Raw genomic sequence first — 17,185 nt, forward strand, 5'->3', positions numbered from 1 at the left:
TCGCGCGCCGATCCGTCCCGGGCAACGTCGGGCGCCGAGGTATCCCGGGCGGTCTCGCGCGCCGATCCGTCCCGGGCAACGTCGGGCGCCGAGGTATCCCGGGCGGTCTCGCGCGCCGATCCGTCCCGGGCAACGTCGGGCGCCGAGGTGTCCCGCTCGACGTCCGGTGCCGATCCGTCCCGGGCGGCGTCCGGTGCCGAGGCTCCTCGGGTGGCGGGCGGCGCTGATTCGTCCCGGGGCGCCGGCTTAGCTCCCGGTGGGGTCATCGTGGCCGCAGGCTCTGGCGTGGGCAGTCTGCGGGAGGCACGAAGGTCGCTCGTCGAGGCGCGACAGATTGCCGAGGCGGCCCGCCGGGACCGGCGTGACCTGCCGATCTTCCGTCTGCCGCACGTCGGCCTCGCCGGGCTGCTGCACCTGCTACGCGACGAGCCACGGTTGCAGACCTTCGTGGAACGCGAACTCGGCGCGCTGCTCGACTACGACGCCCGGCACCCCCGGGAGCAGCTGCTCGACACCCTGCGCGCGTACCTGGAACAGGGGCGCAACAAGACCGCGGGCGCTGCCGCCGCCCACCTGTCCCGGCCCGCGTTCTACGAGCGGCTGGCCCGCATCGCCCGCATCCTCGACGTAGACCTCGACTCGGTCGAAGCCTCCCTGTCCCTACACGTAGCCCTGCTAGCCCTAGAAGCAGTCCGCACCCCCTAACCCCTCCCGCCCCCCTGCCCCGCGGGCCCGCCGCGCCCCCCGGGCCCGCCGCGCCCCCCGGGCCCCGCGCCCGCCCGCTCCGGCCGCGCTGATCTAGGGCATATCAGCGTGAGTTGATCTCCCAGAACAGTGATATGCCCTAGATCGACGCGCTGGGGCATGCGAGGGGCGCGCGCGGCGCGAGGGGGCGTGCGCGGGGGAGGGTGCGTGGGGGTTAGGTGAGGGTGGTTAGGGCTTTTGCGTAGGTTGGGGGGATGTGGTTGGGGCCGCCGGGGGTGAAGACGTCTGAGGTGGCTACTGCGGACCAGGCTGTTGCTGGGACGGCGTCCACCAGGGCTTGGATCACCGGGGCGTCGCGCCACTGGTCCTGCTCGGCGAGCAGGCCGAGGGCCACCACCGACTCCTCGACTTCGCCCACGCACTCGAACGGCTTGTGCCCGTCCACGCCCAGCAGCTCCCGATAGCCGGGGATCTGCGACTCGTCGGCCAGCAGGTCACCGCCGAAGATGCCCACCACCCGTTCCCGCGGCATGAACGGCGCCATCGCCAGGAAGACGAACCGGCACTTCGGGCAGTTGCGGCACCAGCGCTCGCTCGCGTCGTGCAGCTTGAACGCGGAGTTGCAGCTGGTCACCACATCGTCGTACCGGGTGAATTCGGCGAACAGCCGGGCGATGTGCAGCTCGGACAGCGAGCGCAGCAGCGAGAAGTACGGGTCGGTCAGGCCGGCGTGCTCAGCCAGCGCCGACCGCAGCAGCCCTTCCGCCTCGACGCCCTTGGACCACTGGTGGTTGATCTCGTGGTCGTTCCAGACCAGGTTGGGGTCCGACGCCGAGCGCTCGTTGGACATCACCACCGGGCCCAGCCCGTGCAGCACCGCGGTGGCCACCGCGATCAGCGAGTTGATGGCGGTGACGGGGATGTGCCCGTTCAGTGCGCCGGCCGCGTTCAGGTCGAACAGCACGGGGTCGATCCGCCGCCGGGCGGCCAGGGGGGTCAGCCCGGACGCCTCGTTCACCGAGACGATCACGTGGTTCGGGTTGACCGAGAACGGCACCGGGTCCAGCTCGGCGCGACGTAGCGCCTCCAGGCTGACGATCGAGTCTTTGCCGCCGCCGACCGCGGAGAGCGGACGACGGTCGGAGTTGTCGTACACGCGTGGTGACTCCGGCGAACCCGCCGGCACCTCCGGGCGCAGTTGGAGCACGTGCGGCAGTTGGTTGCGGTACGCGTACTCGGCGAGGCCCTTGGTGTAGATGGCCGTGACGTAGTCGACGGTGGCCGCGCCCAGCGGCGCCGGCAGCACGAGCCGGGGCGGTGCGGCGGCCTTGTAGTAACTGACGCCGGCGACGAGGTGCAGCACCTCCAGCACCCGGCCGAGGGTCGCCACCGTCTCGTCCGAGGGCGGCTCCGCCGGCAGTGGGAGGGTGATCGCCTCGGTGAATCGCTGCTCGCCGGCCGGGCCGGTCAGGGCGTAGTCGAACAACACCTCGCCAGTGGCGAAGTCGATCGAGTAGGACGGGAAGGTGAAGGCGTCCATCCGCCGGAGCTGCTCGTTGGGCACACGCCATACTAGGCCCTGGTTCGTCCGGCCGTGTCCGGACCGGGCCCGCCCTGCTGCCGCCGCGACCCCTGAGGAGAGCCCAGTGCGCCTGTCTGACCTGCGCGGACGTACCGTCGCCGTCTGGGGCACCGGCAGGGAGGGCCGGGCTGCGGTGACCGCGATCGCCGCGCACGGCCCGGCCGAGCTGGTCGCCGTCGACGACAGCGCGAACTTCCTCTCGCTGCCCTGGGACGGCCCGCTGGCCGAGGCGGCTCCGCTGGTCACCGGCGAGGCGGGCTTCGAACGGCTCGCCGCCGCCGACGTGGTGGTCCGCTCCCCGGGCGTCCCGCAGACCCACCCGTGGCTGATCGAGCTGCGTCGACGCGGTGTCATGGTGACCCAGGGCACCGCGCTGTGGATGGCCGACCATGCCGCCCGCACCGTCGGGGTCACCGGCAGCAAGGGCAAGAGCACCACCTCCAGCCTGATCAGTCACCTGCTGACTGCGGTGGGTCGGCCGAACGTCTTCGGCGGCAACATCGGCGTGCCGACCCTGGATCTGCCGCAGGCGGAGCTGTACGTGTTGGAGCTGTCCAGCTACCAGTGCAGCGACCTCACCGACTCGCCCCGCGTGGCTGTGGTCACCGCGCTCTTCCCCGAGCACCTGGACGCGCACGGCGGGGAGCGGGAGTACTACCGGGACAAGCTCAACCTGCTCGCCCACGGCCCGGAGACGATCGTGGTCAACGGCGCCGACCCCCGGCTCGCCGCCGAGCTGAGTGAGCTCGGTGAGCTGGGTGACGGGTCGACGGTCCGGGCCGGTCGCCCCGACACCACCCACGTCGCCACCGGCGCCGACGGCACCGCGTGGTTCCACCTCGGTGCTCAGCCGCTCTTCCCACGCGCCGTGCTGCCGCTCGTCGGCCGGCACAACGAGGGCAACCTCTGCGTCGCGCTCGCCGTGCTCGACGCGCTCGGTGTGGACGTGGTGGCCGGCAAGGACACCCTTGCCGTCGCGGTCGCCGAGTTCCAGGGGTTGGCCCACCGGCTTACCGAGATCACCGACCCGTCCGGGCTGACCTTCGTCGACGACACCCTGGCCACCAGCCCGTACGCGGCCATGCACGCCATCGACGCGTACGACGGGCGGCCGTTGACCGTGATCGTGGGCGGCAACGACCGAGGTCTGGACTACACCCCGCTCCGGGAGCACCTGGCCGAGCGGGAGATCATCGTCATCGGCATCCCGGACAGCGGCCCCCGGATCGTCGAGGCGCTCGCCGGGCTGCCGGCGGTGCGCACCGAGCTTGCCGAGGACCTGGTGGCCGCGGTGGGGCTGGCCCGCAAGCTCACCCCGACCGGCGGGGTGGTGCTGCTCTCGCCGGCCGCCCCGAGCTACGGGCAGTTCCGCAACTTCGAGCACCGCTCCGAGGTGTTCGCGCAGGCGGTCGCCGACACCGCCCGCTGACTCAGCCCCGTTCGGCCGGAGTCGGGTCCGGCGTCTGCATTCCGGGCAGCAGGGCGGTGTCGGCGTCATCCTCGGATTCGCGCGGTGCCGGTGCGACGGGCTCCGCTGCGGCGACGGCTGGTCGGCGCTGCTTGTCCGGGGTCCAGGCGAACGCCATTGCCCCGCCGATCAGGGCCAGCAACATCCCGATCAGGAAGCCGCCCAGGTTCGAGGTCAGCCAGGAGCCCAGCCCGAGCACGAGGGAGAGCAGGGCGTAGAAGACCCGCTGCTGCGGGGTGGTGATCAGCAGCACCCCGCAGAGAATCAGGACCGCTGGCACCAGGTACGCGGCCAGCCCTTGCGGCCCGACGTGCAGCAGCACGCCGAGCGACGCGCGCAGGGTCACGAGCATCTCCGCGCCACCGAGCGCGATCAGCACCCCGGCCGTGAACGGTCGGGCCCGCCGCCAGCGGCGCCACCGCCCGCCGAGTTGGCGGGCGGCCGGCGCCGGGTGGTGTCGTCCGGTGGTCATGTCAGCACCCGTCGGAGGTGAACGCCATGCGCAGGTTGGGCAGGTTGAAGACGGCGGCCGTGGTGGCGAAGTTGTTCTGCCGCAGGTTGGTGATGGTCACCTTGTCCGCCTGCTGGGCGAAGACGCCGGGGTTGCCTGTCACGCCGGGCACCTGGTCGAGGGTGCTGGCGTCCTGGCCGACGTCGATGTTCTCGAAGGAGGCGTTGCCGGCGACCTCGTCACCATCGACGACCAGGGTCCGGGCGGTGACCGGCTTGCCGTTGCCGCCAGCGGTGATCTTCAGGTTGACGCCGCCAAGATTGATGCTCTGGCAGAGGTTGGTCAGCTCTGCCTTGTCGATCGCCGACACGATCACCAGGACCTGCCCGCCAGTGTCGCCCTGGTTGGGGCTGTCCGGAATCATCTGGTCGAGGGTGGCGAACTGCTCGAACCCGGTGCCGGTGAGCTTGTCGGCGGTGACGGTGAACGGCATGCCGGAGATTGCGAACTGCGCGCCCAGCACGCCCTGGGCGGTCAGCATGATCATGCCGGCGGCGCCCGCGGCGACGGTGCCGAACGTGATGGCGAACCGGCGCCAGCGCAGGCCGCTCCGCGGTGGACCGGGTTCGATGGGTGCGGTCTCCTCCGACATGGCGGCTCCCCTTAGAGATCAATTCGTCAGCGACAATGGGAATTGCGCCCCCGGATGCTGCGTATCCAGGCACAGGCCGAAGTTACCGCCGAGTAAAGGGCGGGTCAACAGCGTGTAGAGGCGGCCAGTTGAGCAGCATTTGTAAAATGCGGCCAAAGTGAGAAACCGCTGCGGTTTTCGACTGGGTGATCAGGAATGAAAGGTCGGCTCGCTGGTCGACACGCATGGCGCGGTCGTGCTCGGGCCGTCGTCCGGGCGTATCGGCCGGGTCGCTTGAGCCGCACCGTCGGTGCCGAGGAACGGCGCGGTGGCCGCGTAGGTGAGCACCGGCAGCAGTTGCGGCAGCTCCGACGCCCGCCCCTGCGCCACGCGGCCGCGGATGGTGGCGTAGATCCCGCCAACCACTGTGGACACGAGAGCGTCCCGGTCCACACCGGCGATCGTCGGCCCTGGGCCGGCGTCGGCGAAGAACCGGCGGAAGCTGCTGAGCAGGGCATCCCGCTCCCGGCGGGCGTCCGGGCCGGCCACGTCCACCTCGACGAGCGCCATCCGGGCGAACGCGGGCACGCTCGCCAGCACCTCCAGCAGGGTGCGCAGCGCGGCGCGGGCCGCGTCCGGCCAGGCCGGGCCGGCATCGCGGTAGGCACTCTCCATGAGCTGTGACACCACGGCGATGCCGTGCCGGTACGCGGCGAGGAAGGCGTCCTCCTTGCCGGTGAAGAGGGCGTAGAAGGCCGGGCGGGTCACCCCGGCGGCATGGCAGATGTCGCTGACCCGGGCGTTGTCGTAGCCCTTCGTCGCCACCTCGTGCACGAGCCCGTCGAAGAGGCGGTCCCGCTGGGTCGCGGCCACCACCTCGGCGGAGACCCGGCGCGGACCGCGCTTGATTGCGCGATCCGGGTCGCGCCCGGGTCGCGCACCCGGCAGGGGCACCGGCGCCGTCGCTGACTGTGGGTGACCCTGCGTGGTCAACTTATCGACCTCCCTGGATGCGTTGACTTTGCGACCCTCCGGGGTTTATAACTTTCACCACGCTCAGTTGGTGCATAGTCACCGTTGGTGATCTCCCCGGATGGTCACCCTGGCTCGTCGAAGGAGGGCTCGATGACTGCCATTATCGCCGAACTCGAGCGCACTCCCAAGGCACGAAAGTCGCAGGTGACGCGGCTCCGCCGCAGCACGGCACGCTGCACCGTTCGCTGACGCGCGGCACCTCCGTCACCGCCGGCCGGCCCCGATGGCCGCCGGCACCCTCACCACCGCCGTCCACTACGGATGGCCACAATCGCCGCCCGGGTGTCCCCGCCCGGCGGTGACCGCCTGTGCGGTCCGCTCATTCCCGTCCCACCGCCGGAAGGAAGAACCATGCTCAGGTACGGAAGAATCGGTGGGGGCCTCGCTGCCCTCGCACTGCTGACCGGTCTCGTTGGCGCCACCCCGGCCTCCGCCGCGCCGCCCACCGCCCCGTCCGCCGCGCTCGCCGGCAACGTGCTGACCTATCCGACGGCCGGCGGCACCGCGGTCGCCGTCAACGACATCATCCAGGCCAGCCTCAAGACCGGCACCAACGCCACCTTCTACAACTCCACCAGCGGCACCACCGGGATCAAGTGCGCCGCGTCCACCTTCACCGCCAAGGTGCTGACCAACCCGATCGCCCCGGGCACCGCGACCGAGAACCTCACCGGACAGAGCTTCGGCACCTGCACCACCAACGTGTTCGGCACCACCGGGGTGCAGAGCATCACTCTGAACAACCTGCCGTACGCCACCTCCGTCACCAGCGCCGGCGTCGTCAAGCTCACTGGCACCGCGGCGGCGCCGATCCAGAGCACCGTCGTGCTGAACTCGCTGCTCGGTACGGTCAACTGCGTCTACCGGACCAGCACCAACAGCCTCACCGGCGCGGCGGTCAACGCCTCCAACTCCATCATTTTCACCAACCAGCCACTGACCAAGTTCTCCGGCTCGGCTCTCTGCTTCAGCACCGCGTACTTCTCGGCGACGTACTCGCCGGTGCGCGACACCAGCAAGGGGAACGCCGCCGTCTACGTGAACTGATCACGGTCCACAAGGCCGGTGCGCGGCGATCCGCCGTGCGCCGGCCTTCGGTCGTGCGCCGCTCAGCCGGCGGCCAACTCCGTGTGCAGGGCGCGCATCGCACGGATCGCCGAGCGGATCTCCTGGAGGTAGCGGCCGGGGCTGAGTGTTGGCTCCGGCAGCCGGGCAAGGTCCACCAGGGCGGGGTCGACCCCGACGGTGTCGATGCCGCAGCCGTACGGCACGGCCAGGGTGCGCAGCGCATCGCAGTGCTGGAACGGCACGTAGATCGGCGCGGTGACCATCAGCACGTCGTCGCCTGGGGCGAGCTGGACGTGGCCGGCCCAGAACCGCTGGGTGTCCGCGGTGTGCGCACGCCGCCGCTGCGGCTCGCTCGACGGCGCGGCCAGCACCCGCACCGGCGGCAGAGAGGCCGGCAGATACGTGCGCGACGACCACGAGTGGTGCGCGTGGCCCGCGTCGACGCCGTCCTCCCGCGCCGGGGCGGTCACCCCGAATGCCAGCCGGACCGCCGCGTCCAGGGCGTCCACCTCGGTCTCGCAGCGGGGTGCCCCCGCCTCGGCCAACATCCGGTGCTCCAGGTCGGAGAGCGGCCGGAAGCTGCCCAGCACCGCCACTTCGCCGGTCACCCGCAGCCCGCCGCGCAGCAGGTGCGCGGCGTACGCGACGCGACGCAGGCAGGCGTGCGCCAGGCCGCCCAGCACGACCTGGTGGGCGTACGCCGATTTGATCGGTGGCGCGGGCCGGACGAGCCCCAGCGCGCCGGCGGCGGCGCGTACCAGCTCGGCGGTGCCGGCGTCGAGGTTCGGCTCCCGGGCGTCCGGCCGCTCCCGGCCGCCCCGAAAGTCCCAGTGCCGGGCGGAGAACTCGTCGAGGAACCGGAGAGCGTCGGCGAGGTCACCGGCCGGCCACGTGCCGCCGAAGCGGGCGACGAGCTGGCGCAGCGGGTCGGCGTCGACCCACCCGGCTATCCCCGCGGTCATCGCCGTGGTCGGTGCGCCCGCGACCCCGGCGGGCAGCGGCACGTCCGGCCCGACGGGCACCGACCCGGAGGTCAACGGCGTGTTTCCGATCGGTCCATCCGCTGTCCGTAACGGTGGCGGAGCGGGGATGTCGGGCATCGCCGAATCGTACCGAGCGGCGGTCCCGGCGCGGGTCGGCGTCGTCCCGTCCGGTTGGCAGGGCGGCTCACCCTGGCGCCAGCCGTCGTCGGCTGACGGACTGTCAGGAGCTGGCGCGCCCTGCGCTACACAGTGGCAGTTGTCCATACCGGCCGCCGGTGGGAGCGTGCGGTATCCGCGAACGCCGCTGAAGGGTTGCCACGATGACCGATGACCTGCTGGCCCGGCACCGGGCCGTGCTCCCGTCCTGGATGCCGCTGTACTACGCCGAGCCGCTCGAGCTTGTCGCCGGCTCGGGCCGCCGGGTCACCGACGCCCAGGGGCGCAGCTACCTGGACTTCTTCGGCGGCGTGCTGACCAACATGATCGGCTACGACATCCCGGAAATCCGGGAGGCGGTCGAGCGCCAGCTCGCCACCGGCATCGCGCACACCTCGACGCTCTACCTGATCCGGCAGCAGGTGGAGCTGGCCGAGAAGATCGCGCAGCGCTCCGGCATCCCGGACGCCCGGGTGTTCTTCACCAACTCCGGCACGGAGGCGAACGAGGCGGCGCTGCTGGTCGCCACCAACCACCGCCGCTCACACCAGATCCTGGCGGTGCGTAACAGCTACCACGGCCGGTCGTACGCGGCGATGGGCGTCACCGGCAACCGCAACTGGTCGGCCAGCGGGCTCAACCCGCTCCAGGTGGCCTGGCTGCACTCGGGCGACCGGGTGCGCGGTCTGCTCGCGCGCCTGAGCGCCGAGGAGCAGGTCGACGCGGCGGTGGAGGACCTGCGCGAGGTGCTGGCCACGCAGACCGCCGGTGACGTGGCCGCGTTGATCGCCGAGCCGATCCAGGGTGTCGGTGGTTTCGTGCACCCGCCGGACGGGCTCTTCGCGGGCTGGAAGAAGGTCCTCGACGAGCACGGCATCCTGTTCATCGCCGACGAGGTGCAGACCGGTTGGGGGCGCACCGGGGAGCACTTCTGGGGCTACCAGGCGCACGGCGTCACCCCGGATCTGCTCACCTTCGCGAAAGGCATCGGCAACGGGTTCGCGCTGGCCGGGGTGGTCGGCCGGGCCGAGGTGCTGGAGTCGGTGCCGGCGATCAGCTTCTCCACCTTCGGCGGCAACCCGATCTCCACGGCGGCCGGCAACGCGGTGCTCGACTACCTGATCGAGCACGACCTCCAGGCGAACGCGGCCCGGGTCGGCGCGATCCTCGCCGACGGCCTGCGGTCCGCCGTGGGTGGCCTCGACTGCGTCGCGGAGGTACGCGGGAAAGGGCTGATGCTCGGCGTCGAGTTCGTCCGGCCGGGCACCAGCGAGCCGGACCCGACGCTGACCAACCGGGTCTTCGAGGCCGCTCGGGAGGGTGGTCTGCTCGCCGGTAAGGGCGGCCTGTACGGCAACGTCCTACGGATGGGTCCACCGTTGACGCTGACCGAGGACGAGGCCCGCGAGGGTCTGGCGATCCTCGTCGACGCGATCCGGTCGGCGGCGGGGGTGGCGGCATGAGCATCGGCCACTTCATCGACGGTAAGCGGGTCGGCGGCACGTCCGAGCGGCGCGGCGACGTGTTCGATCCGGCGACGGGTCGGCGTACCACCGAGGTCGAGCTGGCCTCGACCGCGGACGTCGACGTCGCGGTGCAGGCCGCAGCCCGCGCCGCGCGGGCCTGGCGGGACGCGTCGCTGGCGAAGCGGTCGGCGGTGTTGTTCGCGTTCCGCGAGTTGGTGCACGCTCGCCGGGACCGGCTCGCCGAGGTGATCACCGCCGAGCACGGCAAGGTCCTCGCCGACGCCGCCGGCGAGGTGCAGCGCGGCCTGGAGGTCATCGAGTACGCGTGCGGCCTGCCGTCGGCGCTGCGTGGCGCGTTCAGCGAGAACGTCTCCACCGAGGTCGACTCGTACACCATCCGTCAGCCGGTCGGGGTGGTCGCGGTGATCTCCCCGTTCAACTTCCCGGTGATGGTGCCGCTGTGGTTCGTGCCGGTCGCGGTGGCCTGCGGAAACGCGGTGGTCCTCAAGCCGAGCGAGAAGGACCCGAGCCCGGCGCTGCTGCTGGCCGAGTGGTTCGCCGAGGCGGGCCTGCCCGACGGGGTGCTCAACGTCGTCAACGGCGACAAGGAGGCGGTGGACGCGCTACTGGAGCATCCGGAGGTGCGGGCCGTCTCGTTCGTCGGCTCCACCCCGATCGCCCGGTACGTCTACCAGCGGGGAACCACCGCCGGTAAGCGGGTGCAGGCGCTCGGCGGCGCGAAGAACCACATGGTGGTGCTCCCGGACGCCGACCTGGACCTGGCCGCCGACGCGGCGGTCAACGCCGGGTTCGGCTCGGCGGGGGAGCGGTGCATGGCCATCTCGGTGCTGGTGGCCGTGGAGCCGGTCGCGGACGCGTTGGTCGGGCGGATCGCCGAGCGGATGGCCGGGCTGCGCACCGGCGACGGCCGGCGGGGCTGCGACATGGGTCCGCTGGTCACCGCGGCGCACGCGGCGAAGGTGCGTTCCTACGTGGACGCCGGGGTGGCCGCCGGAGCGGTGCCGGTGGTGGACGGGCGGGACGTGACGCCGGACGGCGACCCGGACGGTTTCTGGCTGGGCCCGACCCTGTTCGACCGGGTGACCCCGCAGATGTCGATCTACACCGACGAGATCTTCGGGCCGGTGCTCAGCGTGGTTCGGGTCGGCTCGTACGACGAGGCGGTGGAGCTGGTCAACGCCAGTCCGTACGGCAACGGCACGGCCATCTTCACCAACGACGGCGGTGCGGCCCGGCGCTACCAGCACGAGGTGGAGGTGGGCATGGTCGGCATCAACGTGCCGATCCCGGTGCCGATGGCGTACCACTCGTTCGGTGGCTGGAAGTCCTCGCTCTTCGGTGACCTGCACGCCCATGGGGAGGACGGGGTGCGCTTCTTCACCCGCGGCAAGGTGGTCACCAGCCGGTGGCTGGACCCGCGCCACGGCGGGGTCAACCTCGGGTTCCCCACCCAGACCTGAGCAACCGCAGCACGCCCGCCCCGGCCAGGTACACCAGCAGCGCCGCAACGGGCGTGCCGAGTGGCTCCGGGGCCCGCTTCGTGGTCGCGCTGTTGATCAGCAGCGCGACCACCACGGCGGTGTACCCGGCCCCGGTCAGCGCCGCGCGGGTGGTGGCGCCCCGGCCAGCCCGTCGTGCGGTGCGGTGCCGGGCGCTGCGTGCCTCGACCGGGCCGAAGATCGCGACCAGCACCGCCAGGACGGCTGCGAGCAGCAGCAGCCAGGGGACTCGCCACGCCCACCAGGCGCCTGAACCTGCGGCCGGGGTGGGCAGCGTCCCGGTCGTGTCGAGCAGCCCGATGAGCAGGATCGCGGCGGTCAGGTGCCAGAGGAAGATGGTCAGCACCACCAGGTTGACCCCGATCACCAGCTGCCACGGGCCGGTGCGGCGCAGCAGGCGTTCCGCCGGGCCGCGCAGCAGCAGGATCAGGCCGAGTTGGGCGGTGGCGACGGCCAGCAGCGCGAGGCTGGGCGGGCTGAGGTTGTCCAGGCGCTCGCCGGGCACGTGCAGCATGGCCACCGGCCACGGGCCGGGCCCGGTGAGCAGCAGCAGAGCGGCCAGCCCGCTGGCCAGGAACGCCAGCCCGGCCCGCCGGGAGGTGGGCAGCCGCCGCCGGCGTACCCCCGGGTGGTCGGCAGTCGACGGCCCGCCGGCGTCGGCGGAGGCTGACGGTGGCGCGGTTGCGGTGGTCGGCGGCGCCGCGGGCGCGGTCTCGGTGGCGGTCGGCGGGGTGGCGCGGGTGTCGTACCAGGCGAAGCCGAGCTGGTGTACGGCCAGCCAGCCGAACAGGTAGCTGCCATAGCTCAGCTCCTCCGACCCGGTCAGCCGGGCCAGGTCGCCGAGGCCCACCAGGGCGACCAGCACCAGCGGGACGGCCAGGCCGAAACGGCGGTGCAGCGCGTACATGGCTGGGGTGAGCACGACGACCGCCAGGTAGGCGACCAGGAACCACAGGGGGATGGTGGCGAACCAGACCACCTCGCGGATTCGGCTCGGGTCGACGCCGCGCAGCCGGGCCACCGCCGCCGCCCCGGTGAGCACGAGCAGCAGCACGCTGGTGGGGCGGACCAGTCGGGCACTGCGGTCGAGCAGCCAATCGGCGGCGTCGCCGCCCCGGGCCCGCAGCCGGGTCAGCGAGGCCGCGTTGGCGTAGCCGCCGACCAGGAAGAAGACGGGCATCACCTGGGCCACCCAGGTCAGCGGGTACGCCCAGCGCAGGTCACCGAGCGCGGAGTGCCCGGTGGGTTGCCCGGCGGCGTCCCGCCCGATCACCGTGACGCCCCAATGTCCGATAACGACCATGGTGATAGCGAGTGCACGGAGTAGGTCGACGTACCGCTCCCGTCCGGCCGGGGTGCGGTCGGCGAGGTCGCGCAGACGGCGCATCGCCTCAGGCTAGGCGACCGACGGCGGCCGGTGGTGATAACGGTTCGACCGTCAGGACTTGAAGTCCGGGCCGGCCTGTCGTAGAAATTCTTCAGCAACAGAGCATGAACTGAAGAGAATCGACGTGCCTCGCGCGGCGGACGCCTCCCCCCAAACCGGCGGCCCGCCCGACCCGACCCGAGGAGATACCTGATGAACAGGCGTGACATCCTGCGGCGCAGTGCCGCCGCCGGTCTGCTGGCCACCCCCGCCGCCGGCTTGCTGGCTGGCTGCGCCACCGGCGGTGGTGACAAGAGCGACAACGCGGCCTACAAGGGCACCAAGAGCGAGCAGAACCCGCTCGGCGTGAAGGAGGACGCCCCGCTCGAGGTGGTGATCTTCGGCGGTGGGTTCGGCGAGGAGTACGCCAAGGCCCACGAGGCCATGTACACCGAGAAGTACCCGAAGGCGAAGGTCAAGCACTCCGCCACGCAGGAGATCAGCAAGACCCTTCAGCCGCGCTTCGTCGACGGCACCCCGCCGGACGTGGTCAACAACTCCGGCGCCGGCCAGATCGACTTCAACGGGCTGGTCAGCCAGAACGCCCTCGCCGACCTCGGTGAGCTGCTCACCGCCCCGAGCCTCGACGTCCCCGGCAAGACGGTCAAGGACACCCTGCTGCCCGGCGCGGTCGAGGTCGGCTCGTACGACGGCACGTTCCTGGTGCTGAACTACACCTACACCGCCTACGGCATCTGGCACTCCAACAAGCTCTTCACCGAGCGCTCCTGGGAGTACGCGAAGACCTGGGAGGAGCACATCGCGCTCTGCAAGCAGATCAAGGCCGCGGGCATCGCCCCCTGGACGTACGCCGGCCTGCACCCGCGCTACATGAGCTGGCCGCTGATCTCCACGGCGATCAAACTCGGCGGCCCCTCGGTGGCCACCGCCATCGACAACCTGGAGCCGAACGCCTGGAAGTCCGACTCGATGAAGGCCGCCGCCGACGCGTGGCACCAGATCGTCAAGGACAAGTACATCCTGGAGGGCTCGCCCGGCCTGGACCACAAGCAGTCGCAGACCGCCTGGTGCCAGGGCAAGGCCGCCTTCATCTCCTGCGGCTCCTGGCTGGAGAGCGAGCAGAAGGACGTCACCCCGGCCGGGTTCAACATGACCATCGCGCCGACGCCGAGCCTGGGCAGCGGCGACAAGCTGCCGTTCGAGGCGATCCGGGGCACCGCCGGGGAGCCGTTCATGGTGCCGGCCAAGGCCCGCAACGTCGCCGGCGGCCTGGAGTACTTCCGGACCATGCTCTCCAAGAAGGGCGCCCAGGACTTCACCCGGAAGGTCGCCAGCCTCACCGTGGTCGCCGGTGCCACCGAGGGCGTCGAGCTGCCGTACGGGCTGACGACCGTGGTCAAGGCGCTCGACGCGTCCGGCGCCAACGGCTTCAACTGGGTCTACAACAACTACTACCGCAAGCTGGAGCGCAACCTCGTCGACGCCGCGTGCGGCGAGTTCTTCAGCGGCCGGATCGGCCCGGCGGAGTTCCTCGAGCAGTGCCAGAAGGGCGCCGACTCGATCGCCCAGGACACCTCGATCAAGAAATACAAGCGAGCGGCCTGACAGCCCGGCCGGTGGGGGTGGGTCCACCTCCACCGGCCGCACCCCGGGGAAAGGTCCTCATCGTGAGACATGGCAAGTGGCCGCTGATCGTCACCTTCCTGGTGCCGCCGGTGCTGCTCTACGTCATCTTCGTCGTCTCGCCGTACCTGCAGGCGTTCCAGATCTCCACCACCGACTGGCTCGGCTACTCGGCCGACTCCAACCCGGTGGGCCTGGCGAACTTCAAGACCCTGTGGCACGACGACTACGTCTGGAACGCGTTGAAGAACAACGCGATCCTGCTGGCCCTGGTGCCGGTGCTGACCATCGTGCTCGGGCTCTTCTTCGCCACCATGCTCGCCATGGGCGGACGCAAGGGCCGCGCCGGTGTGACCGGGGTACGCGGCGGCGCGCTCTACCGCACCGTGTACTTCTTCCCGCAGGTGCTCTCCGTGGTGATCATCGCGCTGCTGTGGAAGGAGGTCTACCACCCGAACAAGGGGCTGCTCACCGCCGCTCTGCAGTCGATCGGCCTGTCCGCGCCGACCTGGCTCGGCGACCCGGCGACCGCCTTCTGGTGCGTGCTGGCGGTGATGGTGTGGAGCAACGTCGGCTTCTACGTGGTGCTGTTCGGCGCCGCGATGTCGGCCGTGCCGAAGGAGATCTACGAGGCCGTGCTGCTCGACGGCGCGTCCCGGTTCACCACGCTGCGCCGGGTCACCCTCCCGCTGCTCTGGGACACCGTCCAGGTCGCCTGGGTCTATTTGGCCATCTTCGCCCTGGACGGGTTCATCCTCGTGCAGCTGATGACCAACGGTGGGCCGAACTTCTCCACCGACGTGATCGGCGTACGGATGTACGACACCGCCTTCGGCAGCGAGACCAAGTTCGGCTACGCCTCGGCGATCGGCGTGGTGATGTTCTTCCTGACCCTCTCGGTGGCGGCGCTGTCGCTGCGGGCCGGCCGGCGCGATCGGATCGAGTACTCGTGACCACTCTGGATCAGCCCACCCGCACCGTCACCACGCCAGCGTCCACCACCGGCCGGGACCGCCCGGTGCGGCGGGAACTCGGCGTGGCCAACGTCCTCTCGCACGGCTTCCTGCTGCTCTGGGGCCTGCTCACCGTGCTGCCGCTGCTGTGGATGTTCATCAGCTCGTTCAAGACCAACGGGGAGATTCTCGCCGACCCGTGGGGACTGCCCGGGGCACTGCACCTGGACAACTGGGCGCGGGCCTGGACGGGCGCGCACATCGGCCGGTACTTCCTCAACAGCCTGGTGGTGGTCGCCGGCTCGGTCAGCCTCACGATGCTGATGGGCGCGACCGCCGCGTACGTCTTCGCGCGGTACGAGTTCCGCGGCCGCCAGGTCGTCTACTACCTGTTCGTCGGCGGGCTGATGTTCCCGGTGTTCCTCGCCCTGGTGCCGCTCTTCTTCGTGGTCCGCAACGCTGGCCTCTTCGGCACCTGGACCGGACTGATCCTGGTGTATGCGGCCTACTCGCTGCCGTTCACGGTGTTCTTTTTGACCGCGTTCTTCCGGACCCTGCCGACCTCGGTGGCGGAGGCCGCGATGGTCGACGGCTGCGGTCACTTCCGGCTCTTCTTCCGGGTGATGCTGCCGATGGCGCGTCCGGGATTGATCAGTGTTGCGATCTTCAACTTTCTCAGCCACTGGAACCAGTTCCTGTTGCCGCAGGTGCTGATGCAGGGCGACGAGTCCAAGTGGGTGCTGGCGCAGGGGCTGTTCGCGCTCTCGGTCAGCCAGGGCTACGCCGGTGACTACGCGCGGCTCTTCGCCGGGCTGAGCATCGCCGTGCTGCCGGTGCTCGCGGTCTACGTGGGCTTTCAGCGGCAGGTGCAGGCCGGCCTGACCGCGGGCCAGCTCAAGTAGCCACCGGTTCACGTTCGACGCCCCGCCCGCGCCGCGCCGCGCGCCAGGCCGCCGTGCCGCGCACGCTCATGATCGTGCTCGATCCAGGATGTAGTGGCCTCCTGCCGCGAGGTGGGGACTACATCCTGGATCGAGCGCGATCATGCAGGTCCGTCCGACGCGGGGCGCCGGGCGGTGCGCGCCGGGCGGTGCGCGACCGAGGGCCGGGCGACCGGGGGGGGGTGGGCGGTGCGCGACGCCGGTGGCCGGGCGCGGGTCGGGTCAGCGGGTGGGTGGGAAGAGGCGGGCGTGCAGGGCGGCCGGGTCGGTGACCTCGGGTAGCTCGCGGGCGGCGAGCCAGGCTGCGGCGGCCGCCCCGTCACCGGCGGTGTGCAGCGGCGCGTGCGGCCAGTGCCAGCCGATCTCGGCCCGCACAGCGGCGGCCAGCGGGGTGTCCCCGGTGAGCAGTCCGCCGCCGAGCACGATCGGTGTCACCGTCCCCGCCGGGCGGATCCGGCCGACGCTGGTGGCGAGGTGCGCGGCGGCCTCGGCGACCAGCGCGGTGGCGACGGGTTCGCCGTCGCCGGCGGCGGTGACGACCAGCGGCGCCAGTCGGGCCAGCTCGACCGGGGCTCGGCGGGTGACCGCCTGGATCGTGGCGTCCACCGTGTCCCGGGGGCGGGAGGCGATGGCGGCGCTGCCCATCAGCTCGGTGAGCACCGCCGTGGCCAGCGCGCCGGGGGTGTGGCCGGCGTCCAGGTCGGCGAGGAGTCGGCGGACCGACTCACGGCCGAGCCAGAAGCCCGATCCGGCGTCGCCGAGCAGCCAGCCGTGACCGTCGGCGACGCGGTCCAGCCGCAGGTCGCGGACCTGCGCGGTGATGGCACCGGTGCCGGCGATGAGCACCGTCCCGTCCGGGGCGGCGGTGCCGGAGGCGTAGGCGACCAGGGCATCGCCGTGGACCGTGTACGGGCAACGCAGGCCGGCGTCGTGCCAGGCCCGGTCGAAGGCGGCCCGCCCGGTCGGGTCGGCGAGCAGTCGGGCCGCTCCGGCCAACCCGATCGTGCCGGCGGCCACCCGGGTCGGGTCGACGTCGGCGAGCGCCTGGCGTAGTGCGGTCAGCAGCTCGGTGGCGGCCCGTTCGGCGCCGTGACTGGTGGGGTTGCCACCGCCGGCGCGGCCGGTGCCGAGGCGGTCGCCGTTGACGGTCAGGGCGGTCGCCCGGGTGGACGTACCGCCGACGTCGAGGCCGACCACGACGGTGTCGGACATCGGC

At 71.5% G+C, this 17,185-nt stretch carries 15 protein-coding genes; 8 read left to right on the plus strand and 7 right to left on the minus strand.

Annotated features, from left to right (window positions below):
- Positions 1–705, plus strand: a 705-nt coding sequence (locus ABZT18_RS16685; protein WP_354997837.1) for a helix-turn-helix domain-containing protein, incomplete at its 5' end; no start/stop codon positions are given.
- A gap of 214 nt (positions 706–919) precedes the next feature.
- On the opposite strand, the gene ABZT18_RS16690 is transcribed toward ABZT18_RS16685, so the two are convergent.
- Positions 920–2,269: a hypothetical protein gene (locus tag ABZT18_RS16690; protein ID WP_354997838.1), complete on the minus strand. Its 1,350-nt coding sequence runs from the start codon at positions 2,267–2,269 to the stop codon at positions 920–922.
- Between the two features lie 82 nt (positions 2,270–2,351).
- Between ABZT18_RS16690 and murD the strand changes: the two genes are divergently transcribed.
- Positions 2,352–3,716, plus strand: coding sequence for a UDP-N-acetylmuramoyl-L-alanine--D-glutamate ligase (murD, locus tag ABZT18_RS16695; RefSeq protein WP_354997839.1), 1,365 nt, complete (start codon positions 2,352–2,354; stop codon positions 3,714–3,716).
- A gap of 1 nt (position 3,717) precedes the next feature.
- Here murD and ABZT18_RS16700 read toward each other — a convergent pair whose 3' ends face one another.
- The 3 genes from ABZT18_RS16700 to ABZT18_RS16710 form a co-directional block, all read right to left on the minus strand.
- A complete protein-coding gene (locus ABZT18_RS16700) occupies positions 3,718–4,227 on the minus strand; it encodes a DUF6114 domain-containing protein (protein WP_354997840.1) in 510 nt (169 codons plus the stop codon).
- 1 nt (position 4,228) lies between these two features.
- Positions 4,229–4,858 carry a DUF6230 family protein gene (locus tag ABZT18_RS16705; protein WP_354997841.1) on the minus strand — a complete coding sequence of 210 codons (630 nt, stop codon included), beginning with the start codon at positions 4,856–4,858 and terminating at the stop codon, positions 4,229–4,231.
- A gap of 189 nt (positions 4,859–5,047) precedes the next feature.
- On the minus strand, positions 5,048–5,830 hold the full coding sequence (locus tag ABZT18_RS16710; RefSeq protein ID WP_354997842.1) for a TetR/AcrR family transcriptional regulator: 783 nt from the start codon (positions 5,828–5,830) through the stop codon (positions 5,048–5,050).
- A gap of 393 nt (positions 5,831–6,223) precedes the next feature.
- Here ABZT18_RS16710 and ABZT18_RS16715 point away from each other — a divergent pair, with 393 nt between their 5' ends.
- Entirely contained in the window at positions 6,224–6,919 is a 696-nt protein-coding gene (locus ABZT18_RS16715; RefSeq protein ID WP_354997843.1) for a Tat pathway signal sequence domain protein, read from the plus strand.
- A gap of 62 nt (positions 6,920–6,981) precedes the next feature.
- Here ABZT18_RS16715 and ABZT18_RS16720 read toward each other — a convergent pair whose 3' ends face one another.
- Positions 6,982–8,040 (minus strand): hypothetical protein, encoded by a 1,059-nt coding sequence (locus ABZT18_RS16720; RefSeq protein ID WP_355251636.1) that lies wholly within the window; start codon positions 8,038–8,040, stop codon positions 6,982–6,984.
- Between the two features lie 203 nt (positions 8,041–8,243).
- Here ABZT18_RS16720 and ABZT18_RS16725 point away from each other — a divergent pair, with 203 nt between their 5' ends.
- Together ABZT18_RS16725 and ABZT18_RS16730 are read left to right on the plus strand one after the other, a co-directional pair.
- Entirely contained in the window at positions 8,244–9,542 is a 1,299-nt protein-coding gene (locus tag ABZT18_RS16725) for an aspartate aminotransferase family protein (RefSeq protein WP_355251639.1), read from the plus strand.
- Entirely contained in the window at positions 9,539–11,026 is a 1,488-nt protein-coding gene (locus ABZT18_RS16730) for a CoA-acylating methylmalonate-semialdehyde dehydrogenase (RefSeq protein WP_355251642.1), read from the plus strand. Before ABZT18_RS16725 ends, ABZT18_RS16730 begins: the two co-directional genes overlap by 4 nt.
- Here ABZT18_RS16730 and ABZT18_RS16735 read toward each other — a convergent pair.
- Positions 10,998–12,452, minus strand: a complete 1,455-nt coding sequence (locus tag ABZT18_RS16735; RefSeq protein WP_355251645.1) for an acyltransferase — start codon at positions 12,450–12,452, stop codon at positions 10,998–11,000. The genes ABZT18_RS16730 and ABZT18_RS16735 overlap by 29 nt on opposite strands.
- A gap of 192 nt (positions 12,453–12,644) precedes the next feature.
- Here ABZT18_RS16735 and ngcE point away from each other — a divergent pair, with 192 nt between their 5' ends.
- The 3 genes from ngcE to ABZT18_RS16750 all read left to right on the plus strand — a co-directional run bounded on the left by ngcE (position 12,645) and on the right by ABZT18_RS16750 (position 15,930).
- Entirely contained in the window at positions 12,645–14,057 is a 1,413-nt protein-coding gene (gene ngcE / locus ABZT18_RS16740; protein ID WP_354997848.1) for an N-acetylglucosamine/diacetylchitobiose ABC transporter substrate-binding protein, read from the plus strand.
- Positions 14,058–14,119: 62 nt separating this feature from the next.
- The gene (locus ABZT18_RS16745; RefSeq protein WP_355251648.1) at positions 14,120–15,028 is read left to right on the plus strand and encodes a sugar ABC transporter permease; all 909 of its coding nucleotides are present in this window, start codon (positions 14,120–14,122) and stop codon (positions 15,026–15,028) included.
- 83 nt (positions 15,029–15,111) lie between these two features.
- Positions 15,112–15,930, plus strand: a complete 819-nt coding sequence (locus ABZT18_RS16750) for a carbohydrate ABC transporter permease (protein WP_355251813.1) — start codon at positions 15,112–15,114, stop codon at positions 15,928–15,930.
- 261 nt (positions 15,931–16,191) lie between these two features.
- Here the strand turns inward: ABZT18_RS16750 and ABZT18_RS16755 are convergent, their stop codons facing one another.
- Positions 16,192–17,181, minus strand: coding sequence for a BadF/BadG/BcrA/BcrD ATPase family protein (locus ABZT18_RS16755; RefSeq protein WP_355251651.1), 990 nt, complete (start codon positions 17,179–17,181; stop codon positions 16,192–16,194).
- Between the last annotated feature and the right edge of the window lie 4 nt (positions 17,182–17,185).

It is taken from the genome of Micromonospora sp. NPDC005291 (assembly GCF_040607415.1).
GTDB lineage: Bacteria > Actinomycetota > Actinomycetes > Mycobacteriales > Micromonosporaceae > Micromonospora.

Bases quoted from the DNA above. Each gene is read 5' to 3' on its own strand.
- ABZT18_RS16700 (WP_354997840.1), bottom strand. From the start codon at position 4,227: ATGACCACCGGACGACACCACCCGGCGCCGGCCGCCCGCCAACTCGGC.
- ABZT18_RS16705 (WP_354997841.1), bottom strand. From the start codon at position 4,858: ATGTCGGAGGAGACCGCACCCATCGAACCCGGTCCACCGCGGAGCGGC.
- ABZT18_RS16715 (WP_354997843.1), top strand. From the start codon at position 6,224: ATGCTCAGGTACGGAAGAATCGGTGGGGGCCTCGCTGCCCTCGCACTG.
- ABZT18_RS16720 (WP_355251636.1), bottom strand. From the start codon at position 8,040: ATGCCCGACATCCCCGCTCCGCCACCGTTACGGACAGCGGATGGACCG.
- ABZT18_RS16725 (WP_355251639.1), top strand. From the start codon at position 8,244: ATGACCGATGACCTGCTGGCCCGGCACCGGGCCGTGCTCCCGTCCTGG.
- ABZT18_RS16730 (WP_355251642.1), top strand. From the start codon at position 9,539: ATGAGCATCGGCCACTTCATCGACGGTAAGCGGGTCGGCGGCACGTCC.
- ABZT18_RS16735 (WP_355251645.1), bottom strand. From the start codon at position 12,452: ATGCGCCGTCTGCGCGACCTCGCCGACCGCACCCCGGCCGGACGGGAG.
- ngcE (WP_354997848.1), top strand. From the start codon at position 12,645: ATGAACAGGCGTGACATCCTGCGGCGCAGTGCCGCCGCCGGTCTGCTG.
- ABZT18_RS16755 (WP_355251651.1), bottom strand. From the start codon at position 17,181: ATGTCCGACACCGTCGTGGTCGGCCTCGACGTCGGCGGTACGTCCACC.